Source organism: Gelidimonas diazotrophica (genome assembly GCF_055694025.1).
The window spans coordinates 2439362-2454221 of sequence record NZ_CM146349.1; the positions used below are offsets into that span (position 1 = coordinate 2439362).

At 54.8% G+C, this 14860-nt stretch carries 10 protein-coding genes; 2 read left to right on the forward strand and 8 right to left on the reverse strand.

Annotated elements, in window-relative coordinates:
* The first annotated feature begins 6 nt into the window (after positions 1-6).
* Positions 7-891: an HlyC/CorC family transporter gene (locus KGFNPO_RS11320; RefSeq protein WP_472631379.1), complete on the forward strand. Its 885-nt coding sequence runs from the start codon at positions 7-9 to the stop codon at positions 889-891.
* Between the two features lie 150 nt (positions 892-1041).
* On the opposite strand, the gene KGFNPO_RS11325 is transcribed toward KGFNPO_RS11320, so the two are convergent.
* The 4 genes from KGFNPO_RS11325 to KGFNPO_RS11340 all read right to left on the reverse strand — a co-directional run bounded on the left by KGFNPO_RS11325 (position 1042) and on the right by KGFNPO_RS11340 (position 10119).
* Positions 1042-3342 carry a UvrD-helicase domain-containing protein gene (locus tag KGFNPO_RS11325; RefSeq protein WP_472631380.1) on the reverse strand — a complete coding sequence of 767 codons (2301 nt, stop codon included), beginning with the start codon at positions 3340-3342 and terminating at the stop codon, positions 1042-1044.
* Between the two features lie 209 nt (positions 3343-3551).
* The gene (locus tag KGFNPO_RS11330) at positions 3552-7628 is read right to left on the reverse strand and encodes a DEAD/DEAH box helicase (RefSeq protein WP_472631381.1); all 4077 of its coding nucleotides are present in this window, start codon (positions 7626-7628) and stop codon (positions 3552-3554) included.
* A 513-nt stretch (positions 7629-8141) separates the two neighbouring features.
* On the reverse strand, positions 8142-9005 hold the full coding sequence (gene fghA, locus KGFNPO_RS11335; RefSeq protein ID WP_472631382.1) for an S-formylglutathione hydrolase: 864 nt from the start codon (positions 9003-9005) through the stop codon (positions 8142-8144).
* Positions 9006-9012: 7 nt separating this feature from the next.
* Entirely contained in the window at positions 9013-10119 is a 1107-nt protein-coding gene (locus KGFNPO_RS11340) for an S-(hydroxymethyl)glutathione dehydrogenase/class III alcohol dehydrogenase (RefSeq protein WP_472631383.1), read from the reverse strand.
* Positions 10120-10526: 407 nt separating this feature from the next.
* On the opposite strand from KGFNPO_RS11340, the gene KGFNPO_RS11345 reads away from it, so the two are divergent.
* Positions 10527-11912, forward strand: a complete 1386-nt coding sequence (locus KGFNPO_RS11345) for a GntP family permease (RefSeq protein ID WP_472631384.1) — start codon at positions 10527-10529, stop codon at positions 11910-11912.
* Positions 11913-12032: 120 nt separating this feature from the next.
* Here the strand turns inward: KGFNPO_RS11345 and KGFNPO_RS11350 are convergent, their stop codons facing one another.
* The 4 genes from KGFNPO_RS11350 to KGFNPO_RS11365 all read right to left on the reverse strand — a co-directional run bounded on the left by KGFNPO_RS11350 (position 12033) and on the right by KGFNPO_RS11365 (position 14772).
* Positions 12033-12296: a hypothetical protein gene (locus tag KGFNPO_RS11350; protein ID WP_472631385.1), complete on the reverse strand. Its 264-nt coding sequence runs from the start codon at positions 12294-12296 to the stop codon at positions 12033-12035.
* A 23-nt stretch (positions 12297-12319) separates the two neighbouring features.
* Complete coding sequence (locus KGFNPO_RS11355) at positions 12320-12892, reverse strand: histidine phosphatase family protein (RefSeq protein WP_472631386.1); 573 nt, start codon at positions 12890-12892, stop codon at positions 12320-12322.
* A gap of 58 nt (positions 12893-12950) precedes the next feature.
* Positions 12951-13733, reverse strand: coding sequence for a hypothetical protein (locus KGFNPO_RS11360; RefSeq protein WP_472631387.1), 783 nt, complete (start codon positions 13731-13733; stop codon positions 12951-12953).
* Positions 13734-14088: 355 nt separating this feature from the next.
* Positions 14089-14772, reverse strand: coding sequence for a hypothetical protein (locus tag KGFNPO_RS11365; protein ID WP_472631388.1), 684 nt, complete (start codon positions 14770-14772; stop codon positions 14089-14091).
* Positions 14773-14860: the final 88 nt, after the last annotated feature.

Consider the following 14860-nt stretch of genomic DNA (forward strand, 5'->3'; position numbering starts at 1 on the left):
CCCCTTATGCAAGATCAACTTACCGGCGTCAGAGTCCCTGACGCCAAGCCTCACCGGTCATTGTTTGAACGCCTGACCGCCCTGATTTCCCCCGAACCCGAAAGTCGCGCCGAACTGCTGGAAGTCTTGCACGACGCGCATGAACGCAACCTGATCGACGCCGATGCACTCTCGATGATCGAAGGCGTGTTCCAGGTCTCGGATCTCTCGGTACGCGACATCATGATTCCGCGCTCGCAAATGGACGTGATCGACATCACCAGGCCGATCGAGGAATGGATGCCGTACGTGTTATCGACCGCGCACTCGCGCTTTCCCGCCATCGAAGGCGAACGCGACAAAGTTGTCGGCATTCTGCTGGCCAAGGATTTGCTGCGCTATTACGCGGAAGAATCATTCGACGTGCGCGACATGTTGCGTCCGGCAATCTTCATTCCCGGATCAAAGCGCCTGAATGTGTTGCTGCGCGACTTCCGCGCCAACCACAACCACATGGCAATCGTAGTCGATGAATACAGCGGCGTGGCCGGCCTGATTACGATTGAAGACGTGCTGGAACAGATCGTCGGCGACATCGAGGACGAATACGATTTCGATGAAGAAGAAGACAATATTCTTTCCATCAAGCATGGCGCTGACGGCCCGCGCTGGCGCGTCAAGGCGCTGACCGAAATCGAACAATTCAATGAAGCGCTGGAAAGCCAGTTGGCCAATGAAGACGTCGATACCATCGGCGGCCTGGTTGCCAACCACCTCAGCCGCGTGCCGCGCAAGGGCGATGTATTCAATATCGAGAACCTGCGTTTTGAAGTGCTGCGCGCCGACGCTCGTCAGGTCCACGTCTTGCTGGTGGAAAAACTGCCGTCAGTTGATCTCGACGAAGCCGATTGAGATAATCTGAATTTATAGGGGGTATATGGAAAAAACCATAGCCTCCCGCATACATCCAGAGCAATTCTAAAAATACATAGTCGTGTATAAAATACGTAGGATGGGTGAAACCCATCGCATATTGAACATGCAAGATGGGTTTCACCCATCCTACGACGCCACTTTCTCCAGCTTGGCAATTCCCAAATCCAGCAACTTGATTCCCACTTGGCGGCCGAAATTGATTTGCGCCCGCGCATTGGTGCCGCTGCCTTCGATGTTGATGATCACGCCTTCGCCGAACTTGGCGTGCGCAACCGATTCACCGATGCGCCAGCCGTGGTCAGGCTTGCTGATGCTTTGCGCAATCCGGTTGGCTCCGGTTTGCGGCGCATCGATCCAGGCCGCCTTCGGTTGGGCGAACCATTGCGGCTGCACTTTCACCTGCGGCGACAGCCATTTCAACGCATCTTCGGGCAGTTCCTCGAAAAAACGCGATTTCACGTTGTAGCGGATTTGGCCGTGCAGCATGCGGGTCTGCGAAAAAGTCATATACAGGCGCTTGCGGGCGCGCGTGATGGCGACATACATCAAGCGCCGCTCTTCCTCGACGCCGCCCTCTTCCCTGGCACTATTCTCATGCGGGAACAGCCCTTCTTCCAGACCGGTGATAAAGACTGCATCGAACTCCAACCCTTTAGCCGAATGGACCGTCATCATTTGCAGCGCGTCTTGTCCGGCCAGCGCCTGATTCTCGCCCGCTTCCAGTGACGCGTGCGACAGGAAAGCCGACAGCGGCGACATCACGGTCGGCAACGCCGCATCGGCGTCGAAAATTGTGATGCCATCGGCGGTGGTAATTGCTGCACCCGCCACCGCTTCCACATTAGGGCCAAGGAAAGCCGGCGCGTCGTGGCCGAAACCCTCTTCGGCGACGAACAGGGAAGCGGCGCTGACTACTTGCTCCAAATTCTCGATCCGGTCCGCGCCTTCTTTTTCTTTCTGGTAGTGCGTCAGCAGACCGCTGGCGTCCAGTACGATTTTGACCATTTCCGGCAAAGGCAGGTTCTGCGCCTCGAAGCGCGCGGCTTCGATCAATTGGATGAAAGCGTTGAGCGACGACCCTGCTTTGCCCGCCACATAAGGCACGGCGGAATACAGCGAAATATCGTATTGCTTCGCTGCATCCTGCAATTGCTCCAGCGCACGCGCACCAATGCCGCGGGTCGGGAAATTCACCACCCGCAGGAAAGCCGAATCGTTGTGCAAATTGTCCAGCAATTGTAAATAGGCAATTGCGTGCTTGACCTCGGCGCGCTCGAAAAAGCGCTGGCCGCCATACACCTTGTATGGGATACCGGCCGAAAACAACGCATGTTCGATCACCCGCGATTGCGCGTTGGAGCGGTACAGCACCGCAATTTCGCTGAGTAAGCCGCCTTCATTGATCAAGCTCTTGGATTCTTCGATAATCCAGCGCGCCTCTTCCAGGTCTGAGGTGACTTCCTGAATCCGCACCAGTTCGCCATGCCCGGCATCGGTGCGCAGATTCTTGCCCAGGCGCTTGCTGTTATGGGCGATCAGCGCATTGGCGCTGTCGAGGATATGGCCGTGCGAGCGGTAATTTTGTTCCAGCTTAATCAGATTCTGCACGTTGAATTCGCGCTCGAACGCAGCCATGTTGCCGACATTGGCGCCCCGAAATGCGTAAATACTCTGATCATCATCGCCGACCGCAAACACCACATTGTGCGGCCCGGCCATCAGCTTCAACCACTTGTATTGCAAGTCATTGGTATCCTGGAATTCATCGACCAGAATGTGCTTGAAGCGGGCTTGATAATGCTCGCGCAGCGGTTGATTACGACTGAGCAATTCATAGCAGCGCAGCAATAATTCAGCGAAATCGACCACACCTTCGCGCTGGCACTGATTTTCATAAATCGCGTACAACTCAGCCATCTTGCGCTCATGCGGGTCGTGCGTTTCCATCTTGTCGGCGCGCAAGCCCTGATCCTTGGCGCCGTTGATGAAGTACATCAAGCTGCGCGGCGGATATTGCTCTTCATCGACATTATTGGCTTTCAGCAAGCGCTTGATGACCGACAGTTGATCGGAAGAATCGAGAATCTGAAACGTCTGCGGCAGGCCGGCGTCGTGGTAATGCGCGCGCAACAGCCGGTTGCACAGGCCGTGGAAAGTGCCGATCCACATGCCGCGGGTCGGGTTTAACAAATGCGTCGGCAGCATCGCGGAGAGCCGCGCGGTCATTTCTTTCGATGCTTTATTGGTAAAAGTCACTGCCAGCAAACCGCTAAGCGACACTTGCTCGCTCTGGATCAGCCACGCGATGCGGGTGGTCAGCACCCGCGTTTTGCCGGAGCCGGCACCGGCCAGAATCAGCGCGGATTGGGCCGGCAGCGTGACTGCGGCGAGTTGTTCGGGATTGAGGTTTTGGAGAAGTTTTTGCATCCGCCGATTATAAGCCGGATGCGGCAGACGAAAGAATCAAAGCCATGATGTGATTTATAAAAATAGGGAGTATCACTATTTTCATGCCATTATCTGCATACATTTATTGCCTATATAAAATATACTCAAGCCCCGTAGGATGGGTGAAACCCATCGCATAGTAAACTTACAAGATGGGTTGCACCCATCCTACGGTATTCCTACGCATCCTAAACGCTTTCCTTCAACAAGCGCAGCAAGGCTGCCGTGTCCATTCTTCCTGCTGCGTCGCCGCCATCGAGCAGGCTGTCGGCCAAGTCCCGTTTCTCTGCGTGCAAGGCGAGAATTTTTTCTTCGATGGTGTCTTGCGCCACCAGCCGATAAATCGTGACCGGCCTTTGCTGTCCCATGCGATGGGCGCGGTCGGAGGCCTGGTCTTCCACCGCCGGGTTCCACCATGGATCGAGATGGATCACGTAATCGGCGGCGGTCAAATTCAAGCCGGTGCCGCCAGCTTTCAAGCTGATCAGGAATATATCGCCCTCGCCGGCCTGGAACGCATTCACGCGTTTGATGCGCTCTGCGGGCGGGGTGCTGCCGTCCAGATATTGGTAACTGATACCTTTTAGGTCCAGCCATTCGCGCACGATAGCCAGATGGTCGACAAACTGGCTGAACACCAGCGCCTTGTGGCGATTCTCCAGCAATTCTTCGACGACATCAGCCAACGCGGCCAGCTTGCTGCCGGGCACGTTGTAATTCTTGAGCACCAGTTTCGGGTTGCAGCAGAAACGGCGCAGCTTGGTGATTTCGGCCAGCACATGCATCGCCTGGCCTTCGCCGGGTTTCAGTTGGGCGATTTTATCGAGGGCTTCCTGACGCAGCGCTTCGTACAAATGGCGTTCTTCGTCGCTCAGTTCGACTAACAATTTAACTTCCGTGCGCGAGGGTAATTCGCTCAAAACCTGGGTCTTGGTACGGCGCAAGATGAAAGGTTGAATCAATTTTTTCAAATGCAAACGTGCCGGTTTGTCGCCGCGTTCAATCGGATTGCTGAAGCGCTGGGCGAAGCGTTCCTTGGAACCCAGCAAGCCGGGATTGATGAAGCGAAACAGATTCCACAATTCGCCCAGATGGTTTTCCACCGGCGTGCCGCTGGCGATCATCTTGAAATCGGCGCTGAGCGCCATCGCGGCCTGACTGCGTTTGGTGGCGGCGTTCTTGATTACCTGCGCTTCATCCAGCACCACGCTATGCCAATGCCGGGCGCTGAAACTTTCCGTGTCCGACTGCAACATGCCGTAGCTGGCGATGACCAGATCGAACGGCCCCAACTCTGCCAGCGAGCGGTTGTTGTGATACGCCCGCACCTTCAGCGTCGGCGCGAAACGTGCCACCTCGGCTTGCCAGTTCATGGCCACCGAAATCGGCGCCACCACCAGCGCCGGGCCATTCGGTGCGCGCTCCAGCAACAGCGCCAGCGCTTGCACGGTTTTGCCCAGTCCCATATCGTCGGCCAGACACGCGCCGACACCCCAGCGCGCCAGTCGCGACAGCCATTGGTAGCCGTCTAGCTGGTAATCGCGCAACTCGGCTTGCAAGGTTGATGGCAACACCGGAATGTAGTCGGCCAGCGAGTCCAGTTTTTCGACATGTTCGCGCCAGGCAGCATCGGCTTTCAGCTCGCCCACTTCAGCGGCCAATTCGGCCAGTGCCGGCGCGGCCAGCGGATTAATACGGACGCCATCTTTGCCAACCGGCTCGCCTAAGGCGCGCAACTCTTCCAGCCGTTTGCGGAAGGCGTCGGTCAGCGCCAGATAATCGTTCTCGCCCAATTTCAGGAAGCGACCAGACGCCCCATCCATTAGTTGCAGCAGTTCGCGCAAGGCCAGCACCCGGCCATCGTCAAGCGTGATGTCGCCGCCCGCCACGAACCATTCACCCTGCCTTTTGATCGTCAGCCGCATTTGCTTGAGGGAACGGCTGCCTTTCAGACGGAAGCGCTCACCCTCCGGCCAGACCAGTTGCAGCGTGTCTTCCGGCAGGATTTTGAGTTCGCCCAATAATTCCAAACAGAGTTCGGGATGCAGCAACACCCACTCATCCCCGTTATCTTCGGCTTCGGCCAGCGTCGGGCAGGAATCCTTCACCTGCTGCAGGCGTTTCTTTTCCTGCTTCAGATTGCGACTGGCTTGCACCGCGCTGCCGCCCTGCTCGCCCAGCACATTGGCGGCACCTTTGCCGGGCGCAAACCAGCCGCCATGTGCCAGCGGACGCACCAGAAATTGCAGACGCAAGCCTTCTTTCAACGGCAGCAAGTGGGCGAATAAGGTGGCATCGGCATCAATGGTGGCGATGTGCGCCGCCAATTCCGGCAAATCGGAATGAATCGCCAGATGCGGCGCGATGGCGGCGATCACATCCACCAATTGCGCCTTGGCAGTGGCCGGCACCGTCAAGCCGCGGCCCAGGATGCCGGCAATCTGCAGGATTTCCGGATTAGACGTAAACACCGCCAGTCGGGTCGGCGTTTCCTTGCGCCAGATGGTGGGCGTATCGGCGCTGATGAGAGGATTCAGTTGCAGGCTGATCTGGCCGTCTTGCTCCTTGAGTTGCAGCGCAACTTCGCCTTTGACGATATCGATCCCCACCTCGGGCGCATCGAACCAGAACACCGCCGGATGGCCGATCAGGTAAGGCAGCGCTTTTTCGCCATCCAATTCGTACCCGCCGCCGTAGTAACTGGCATACGTTTTGTCGACACAGGCAGAGATGCGCTTGTCCTGCTCGCTGATGCCGGGCAAAGCATCTTGCTCCTGCGTCAAACGTCGCAACGCTACTGCGCGGCCCTTGCTCCAGACGCCTTTGGCGCTGCGCTTTTGTTCGCGTGGCTCCAGCTTGATGTGGTTCGGATGCGATTCAAGCAGCCAGGCGATGCGCACATCGCTGCCGCTAACTGCCGCCGCAGCAGCGTCGGGCTTGAGCTTCGCCAGCGCCGTCAATGCGCGTTGCCAGGTTTCTTCGCGCTGCAATGCGGCGACCAGCGGTTGGAATTGATGTTCCGCGTGCCAGTTCGGCAGCTTTTGGATCTCCGCATATTGCCGCTGCAGCAGCGCATCGAGTTCGGCAGCAATCCACGCGTAGCCTGACTGCAGGCACGCGTCGCGCATCTGCAGCAGTTTGTCGTGCATCGGTGGATTGTGCGGTGCATCCTGCCAGTACAACGCGAGTCCTTCAAACAGGACATCGACCGTTTTTTGCGGGCGCACCGACGGCGGCACGCTGTTCAACGGCACGCCTTGCGCCAGGTGATTGACCAAAGGTTGCAGCACATCATAGGCGAAAGAATTGTACTGTTTGGCCCCGTCATCGACCTGTTCCTTGGCGCGTTTCAGGCTGGCGGCATCTTTTTTGGCCAGCATTGCCACGGTGTACAACAAGCCGATCAACCCGGGCAAAAATAGCTTGCGCTTGCCCGCCTGTACTTTCAGCGCCTTGATAAAGACTTCGGAAATCTCGCTGGCGAGCGCAAAATTTCCTCTGAAAATTGCCAGCGCGATCAGCGATTCAGGCTGGAAATGGGTCCGCATCTTTTGCTGAAACAACTGCAATTGCGCGATATCGCCCCGCAATAGCGCTTGCCAGCACAACAATTCCAACAAAGGCGGCCAGTCTTTGGAAAATGCTTCGAAACGCATGCATGCATAATCATAGGCAACGCGGCAATCATCCAGAGTCCAGTTAGCGCGAGAAAACATATCGGCAAGCAGCATCGCCTGCGCCTGATTATCCAGCGTAGCGAACAAAGTGATGCCGTCGTCGCTGCCAAAAAAAACACTGCCGGGCAGCGCTTGCGCGGGTGTTGCCGCATGGAAGAATTTGTCACGCCAGAGTATCAACTCTTCCCTGTTTCCTGCCACCGCCGAGAACACAATCTCGCGCCGGCAAAATGCGGCGTCAGTAGCTTTCCAGTAGGTGTATTGCTGATGCTGTTTCAGTAACGCACGCGCACTTTCAACCCAACTTTTGAGCCGGCCACTTTGCTGGAGTTTTAGTAAAAGCGGCATGCGCACATCGTCGCGCGCCACATAGCCTTGCCCGATTTCCTGGCGCACCAGCGCAGCCTTGCACAAGCTGGCGAGGCAATCCTTGATCTGCTGGATATCGTATGCGCCATCTGTTGCTGCCTTCTGGTGAAGCAGTTGCAACAGTTCCATCAGCCGCGTCTGGCCGATTGGCGCGTCGAACAGCGCCAGCGCGTACATTAAAGGTAACCCGTCGGCAGAAAGTGCGGTGAGATCGGTCATCGGATGAATAGAACTAAAAATTTGAGCTTACGCATGTTCATCATGAAGCAAAACAGTGTCCACGAAAAAAGTGGCAATCGATAGCGCTGGCGCCCAAGCTGCGCTTCGGCGCAGGCCAAGTATTGATATGAGTATATTTTATAACCGCATTAGATATATGCGGAAAATGCCATGAAAATTGTGATACTCCATTTTTTTCAAAAAATTACGCAACTATTCAGCCGACATGGCAATTAAGAGCGAAATGGTACGTTTTTGGTGGAGCGCACCCGGGCGCGATCAACGGCTGCAGTCTGGCGACTACTCTCGTAGGGGCGGGTTCCAAACCCGCCCTTTTGCCGTCAAAGTACAAGGGCGGGTTTGGAACCCGCCCCTACGAACACTCCGACTCTCGCCATCAGGCGGGAAAAAGGATCGTTCATAGTGGGCTGAATAGTTACGAAAATAATTGTATTCTGGGGCCTGTTCGTGCTTTTCGTGTCTTTCGTGGACAATGCCGTCTTGCAAAATGATTCAGACAGGCTCCTGGCCATTGAGCGTTGCGTGATGAAACGACAGATGGTCTTCCATGAAAGTGCTGATGAAGTAGTAGCTGTGGTCATAGCCTGGTTGACGGCGCAATGTCAGCGGTTGATGCGCCGCTGCGCAGGCCGCTTCGAACGCGTGCGGCAGCAACTGTTCCGCTAGAAACTGGTCGTTCAAGCCCTGATCGATCAGAATGCCTCGCGGGAAAGGCGTGGTGCGCGCTTTCATCAATGCGCTGGCGTCATATTGTTGCCAGCCTGCAGCGTCCGGGCCCAGATAATTACCGAAAGCCTTTTGCCCCCACGGACATTGCGTCGGTGCCGCAACCGGCGCGAAAGCCGAAACCGATTGAAATAGTTTTGGATGGCGTAGCGCCAGCACCAGCGCGCCGTGACCGCCCATCGAGTGACCGAAGATGCCGATTTGGTCGGGACGGGCCGGAAAATTCTGCACGATGATATCGCGCAATTCCTGCACGATATAGCTTTCCATCCTGAAATGCGCATTCCACGGCGCTTGCGTTGCGTCCAGATAAAAACCGGCGCCGTTGCCGAAATCCCAGCTGTCGGCAACGCCGGCAATACCGGTGTTGCGCGGGCTGGTGTCTGACGCCACCAGCATGATGCCGTGCTGGGCGGCGAAGCGCTGGGCCCCGGCCTTGATCATGAAAGTTTCTTCGGTGCAGGTCAGCCCGGCTAAGAAGAACAACACCGGCACCGGCCCATCCTTGGCTTGCGGCGGTTGGTACACCGAGAACCGCATCGGCAAGCCGATGGCGCTCGATGCATGTCGATAAAACCCTTGTACGCCGCCGAAGCAGGCATGTTCGCCGATGCGCTCTAACGTTGGCATGGCGGCCTCAGTAGATGACGACCGAACGGATCGATTCGCCGCTCTTCATCAAGTCAAAGCCTTCGTTGATGCGTTCCAGCGGCAGGCGGTGGGTAATCAAGTCGTCGATATTGAGCTTGCCTTCCATGTACCAGTCGACGATTTTCGGCACGTCGGTGCGGCCGCGTGCGCCGCCGAAGGCAGAACCTTTCCAGACCCGGCCGGTGACCAATTGGAATGGCCGGGTGCTGATTTCTTCTCCTGCTGCCGCCACGCCGATGACAATCGACTGGCCCCATCCTTTGTGGCAGCATTCCAGCGCCTGCCGCATGGTATGGACGTTGCCGATGCATTCGAAGCTGTAATCGGCGCCGCCATCGGTAATCCCGATGATGGTATCGACCACGTTTTCGACTTCATGTGCATTGACGAAATGCGTCATGCCGAATTTGCGCGCCATTGCCTGCCGCGCCGGGTTGATGTCAACTCCGATGATCTTGTTGGCGCCCACCATGCGCGCCGCCTGAATCACGTTCAGGCCGATGCCGCCCAGGCCGAACACCACCACGTTCGCGCCCGCTTCGACTTTAGCGGTAAACAACACCGCACCAACGCCGGTCGTCACGCCGCAGCCGATGTAACAGACCTTGTCGAACGGTGCATCTTCGCGAATTTTGGCCAGTGCGATTTCCGGCACCACGATGTAATTTGAAAAGGTCGATGTGCCCATGTAATGGTAAATCGGTTTGCCGTCTATCGAGAAGCGGCTGGTAGCATCCGGCATCAGGCCGCGGCCTTGGGTCGAGCGGATTTTCTGGCACAGATTGGTCTTTTGCGACAGGCAGAATTTGCATTCGCGGCATTCCGGCGTATACAGCGGAATCACATGATCGTCTTTTTTCAGGCTTTTGACGCCGGGGCCGACTTCCAGCACGATGCCAGCGCCTTCATGCCCGAGGATCGCCGGGAAAATGCCTTCCGGGTCCGCGCCGGACAGCGTGTAGTAATCGGTATGGCAAATCCCGGTGGCCTTGATTTCTACCAGGACTTCGCCCTCGCGCGGGCCGCCCAGTTCGACTTCTTCGATCGTCAGCGGCTGTCCCGCTTTCCAAGCTACTGCGGCTTTGGTTTTCATTCTATTTTCCCGTTGAAGTTCAGATCAATCGGTGATTGTAGCCGTTTGGACCGGTTCCAACAGGCGTCAACCCGGCGATGCGGTGTCGACTAACGCGTAAATAGCTCCGTCGCCGACGCACCACGCCGGCGTCTATGCCCCGCCAAAATTGACGCTCGCCACAAGAAAAAGTATGCTACGGCACCGTAAATCTTCGTGTTGCAGCGACCCATCAAGCAGTCGGAAAAAACAGCTTGAACGGCGCAAGCTGCGCACTGTACTTTCGCGTGGCGGACGCCGCCTTCTGACAGGCATCGGCATGGCGACGACAACCGTCAGCGATTGCTTCTGACGATCTGGCAAGCACGGCGCAAGATTGCGTGCTGTGTGCATCCAGCCTCCTTTCATCTAAGAAAAACAGGAAATCAATGAGCTTTTTAATTGTGATTGCAGCACTTTTTCTGCTGATGTTCGCCGCTTACCGTGGCTATAGCGTCATTCTGTTTGCGCCAATTTGTGCGTTGCTGGCAGTGGCATTCACCGACCCGTCTTATGTCTTGCCGATGTTTAGCGGCATCTTCATGGAAAAAATGGTGGGGTTCGTGAAACTGTACTTCCCGGTATTCATGCTCGGCGCAGTGTTCGGCAAGGTCATCGAGCTGTCCGGCTTTTCAAAGTCGATCGTGTCATCGATTATCCAGTTGGTGGGCCGGGAACGGGCCATGTTGGCTATCGTGCTGGTCTGCGCGGTGCTCACTTACGGCGGCGTATCGCTGTTCGTGGTGGTGTTTGCCGTGTATCCGTTTGCCGCCGAAATGTTCAGGCAAAGCGATATTCCGAAACGCCTGATCCCCGGCACCATCGCGCTCGGCGCATTCACCTTCACGATGGATGCGCTGCCCGGAACGCCGCAAATCCAGAACATTATTCCCACCACTTTTTTCAATACCACTACCTGGGCTGCGCCTTGGCTGGGGGTGATCGGTTCAATATTTATTCTGGTTATAGGCATGAATTATTTAGCATGGCGGCGCAGGCAGGCGGTCAATGCAGGCGAGGGTTACGGTAGCGGCCATATCAATGAGCCGGAGCCATTCGAAAAAGAGCAACTGCCGCATCCTTTGCTGGCCATTACGCCGCTGATCCTGGTCGGTGTACTGAACAAATATTTTACCGTTGCGATTCCCGAATATTTTGGCACGACCTTTATCGTTCCCATCCCGGCACATCCGCTGACTGTCGAAGTATCGAAACTGGTTGCGATCTGGGCGGTGGAAGGCGCGCTGCTGGTCGGGATTTTGACGGTGATGGCATTCGCCTACAAGCAAGTCCTTGCGAAATTTTCCGAAGGCTCGAAAGCAGCGATTGGAGGCGCGTTGCTGGCATCCATGAACACCGCTTCCGAATACGGATTTGGCGGCGTCATCGCCGCGCTGCCAGGGTTCGTGGTGGTGTCCGATGCGTTGAAAAGCATCCCCAATCCGCTGGTCAACGAAGCCATCGCGGTCACCGTGCTGGCCGGCATCACCGGCTCGGCATCGGGCGGCATGAGCATTGCGCTGGCGACCATGTCGGATCTGTTTATTCAAGCGGCGAACGCTGCCAACATACCGCTCGAAGTCTTGCACCGGGTCGCTTCGATGGCGAGCGGCGGCATGGACACCCTGCCCCATAACGGCGCGGTAATCACGCTGCTTGCGGTTACCGGCCTCACGCACAAGACTTCGTATCGCGATATTTTTATGGTGACCTTGATTAAATCTGCAGCCGTTTTCGTGGTTATAGGGGTGTATTACGTATTTGGGATTTATTAACTGATGTTATGTACGACGCATACAAAACAGGAAAAGCAAGGCCGTAAGGCGCAATTCGTAGGGCGCAATAAGCGCAGCGCATTGCGCCGTATGTTCTATATATACCTACAAGTGTATTTTTTAATACTGCATGTGAAACATGCGGAAAAATGCCTGTTTTAAGTGATACTCCACTTTTTTTACAAAACCATGAAAGCTGTATAGCGTAGCTCCTAATCCTTGCGCTGCCAGCATGCGGCGCAATGCGCTGCGCTTATTGACGCCCTTGTATGCTGATTTATAAGATGTTTGGTGTTTGTTTGGATAGGCGCCAAAGACATCGGAAGGAGCGCGCAGCGCGACTGCAGAGGTCTTTGGCGCGCCGCCGCAAAATGCAAAATGCACTACCGCGCTAAAACCGTGAAATATCAATTAGCGGAGCGATAAGCATTTTCACTCCAGTATTTGCTTTTTTGCTTCGTGGAGGAAGTCCATCCCAAGATGATCAACTCCTTGGCAATAAGGCGGTTCATGATGCCGTGTCCAACGAGCAAAACAGGTCCCTCTTTAGCAAGGACAATAAGCGTTTGGGCAGCGCGTTTAGCGCGGACTTTCGTGACTTGAACCGAGTCAGAACCCCGCGAGTAGCCGATTAGCCAAAGTAGACGGAAGAATGCCGCCCAAACGAAAGGGGGCAAGCGGGGAAAGTGCCAAAGAGCAAACGGAAGCTGCGCCTCACAAAACACGGCGTCTGTAATATGTACGGTATGGCCCAGCGCCCGCACAGACGATAATGCTCTAGATGCGGTGCTCGCAACGATGATGGCAACCGAATTAGCCAGAGTCAAACTGGCAATTGGTATGTGCTCATGTTCCACCTCGGAAAGATTGTAGTGCTCAATCCATTGCTTCATTTCTGCCGGCGTAATCCAGCCTATTTGATCCAAGACCGGTTTGCCGTGTCGCATGAGGATAATTTCCATTGCAGAAAAACCTTTCACTTTCCTTCTTTGCTGGCTACCAAAACTCGATATACAGCACGGTAGGTTGAGTTGATGGTTAGAAGCTTCCAGCTACCCGATTAAGCGATTGGTAAGCGGACTCAAATTCCTCGCCACCATTCAAGCGTTTTATAAAACCAAGAAGTCCCAAGCTACCCGTCTTAGCGAGCCAAGGGCGAAGCTCATGTCCAGCCGCTGAATAGAGCGGATGCATTTCTGGTTCGCCCTTCGCTTTGCGTTCAATGTTCTTGTCATCGCCGTATTGGTGAACTGCGTCGAGCCACTGCCACAATGACTTGAAGGTATGCAATTCTTCGCGCGTTGGGCGAGGGATGCTGGATGCGACGAGGAATTGCCAGTGTTTTTCAGAGTGTTCCGGTGCCTCGCTTACCGCAACTGCCACGCCTTCATCAAACCATTGCGGCATATACCACCATGCGCTAATGGTCAAACGGGAACGCATTTCAGCGTGTGACCATTCGTGCGCGAGGAAATGCCAGTTCAGCCCTCGAGGTGAAAGCAAGATGCGATCACCATAAACCTTCGCTACGGAACCCCGCCCTCCGAATGCTTCGTAGCATTTTTCGCTGATACATGCATGAACTATAGGGCGTGAATTCACACTCCCGTATGTGGCGCGTATGACGTTTTCTGCTTTTTCCATCGCATCGCGAAGCTTTACCCGTGTCGCCTCGTCTGCGCCAGTCTCGACATAGATATTTGGGGTGATCGGGGTCAAACCAAAGCTTTCTGGCGTAAGGAGTTTGCCTCCTTGAAGAACGCCACATCCGCCGATGAGGCTTGCCAATAGTAGAAAAACAATGATTTTCAAATGATGCATAGGTGGGCAGGTGGGCTGGATTGACGAGAAGGCTGCTAGTTTAGACACACGCCCGAGGAAGTCGCTCGGGTTCTGATCACAGGTAAAGATTTACAAGGCCGTAGGGCGCAATAAGCACAGCGCATTGCGCCGCATGTTCTACATATACCTACAAGTGTATTTTTTAATACTGCATGTGAAACATGCGGAAAAATGCCTGTTTTAAGTGATACTCCACTTTTTTACAAAACCATGAAGGCTGTATAGCACAGCTCCTAATCCTTGCGCTGTCAGCATGCGGCGCAATGCGCTGCACTTATTGACGCCCTACGGTTAGGTGTTACGGCCTTAACGCAACACTACAATCGACATTGGACTAATCCGGACAATTCGTCACTCTTGTTTTCATTCCGTTTTGTATGTGATCATTTCCATCTGCGGCACCGGCAGATTCCGAAAGAGCGCAATACGTGCCACCAGGCCCTATGACTTTCGTCATCTTTCTCCTATCTGCCAAAGTGTATGTTTCCGTCGTCGTGGAGCGAGGCTTCGCCGCAGCAACGAGCGCCTTTTCAAATCTCGATTGTGTCGTATCGGCGCTGGGATTTGATAAAGTTGGAAAAGCTTTACGTAGCTCGCGATCAATTTTTCCGATGTCGCGCTTGGCGTTCATAATCATGCGATCTACATGAATGGCTTCCACTTCTGCCGTCGAGGATAGTTCCCTTTTCTCGACGTTGACGTGCGGTGCGATGGTGTTCGCCGTTGGCACGGTTATCGCTCGCGATACAGTACCGCTTGTTGCTGGAGATTGTTTTCTTATGGCCTGCAATTGAGATGTATGTGGTATTCCAGTGGCTTGAATTTTTTTGGATACATTCTCATTTTTATGTGGCGGGATGAGAAGCACCGTTAGTGTGCCAGGAGCTGCTTTTGGTAAACTCGAATTGCGAGTTACGGTCGGCAAAAAATAAATCGCAAATAGATGCAGACAGATCGTCACGGACAACAGGGTAATTTGGCCCATTTCGTTCTTCTCTTCGTTGTAAGTTGTTGCCATTAAATATAATCACCTTTCCGTAATGGTGAGTGTGGTTTCATAAAACGAAGATAGTAAGCACTTCAACTCATATTTTCTCTCGCTATTT

What these genes read in the sequence shown, in the direction of transcription:
- KGFNPO_RS11320 (WP_472631379.1), top strand. Translation starts at nt 7, where the DNA reads ATGCAAGATCAACTTACCGGCGTCAGAGTCCCTGACGCCAAGCCTCAC.
- KGFNPO_RS11330 (WP_472631381.1), bottom strand. Translation starts at nt 7,628, where the DNA reads ATGACCGATCTCACCGCACTTTCTGCCGACGGGTTACCTTTAATGTAC.
- KGFNPO_RS11345 (WP_472631384.1), top strand. Translation starts at nt 10,527, where the DNA reads ATGAGCTTTTTAATTGTGATTGCAGCACTTTTTCTGCTGATGTTCGCC.
- KGFNPO_RS11340 (WP_472631383.1), bottom strand. Translation starts at nt 10,119, where the DNA reads ATGAAAACCAAAGCCGCAGTAGCTTGGAAAGCGGGACAGCCGCTGACG.
- fghA (WP_472631382.1), bottom strand. Translation starts at nt 9,005, where the DNA reads ATGCCAACGTTAGAGCGCATCGGCGAACATGCCTGCTTCGGCGGCGTA.
- KGFNPO_RS11365 (WP_472631388.1), bottom strand. Translation starts at nt 14,772, where the DNA reads ATGGCAACAACTTACAACGAAGAGAAGAACGAAATGGGCCAAATTACC.
- KGFNPO_RS11360 (WP_472631387.1), bottom strand. Translation starts at nt 13,733, where the DNA reads ATGCATCATTTGAAAATCATTGTTTTTCTACTATTGGCAAGCCTCATC.
- KGFNPO_RS11325 (WP_472631380.1), bottom strand. Translation starts at nt 3,342, where the DNA reads ATGCAAAAACTTCTCCAAAACCTCAATCCCGAACAACTCGCCGCAGTC.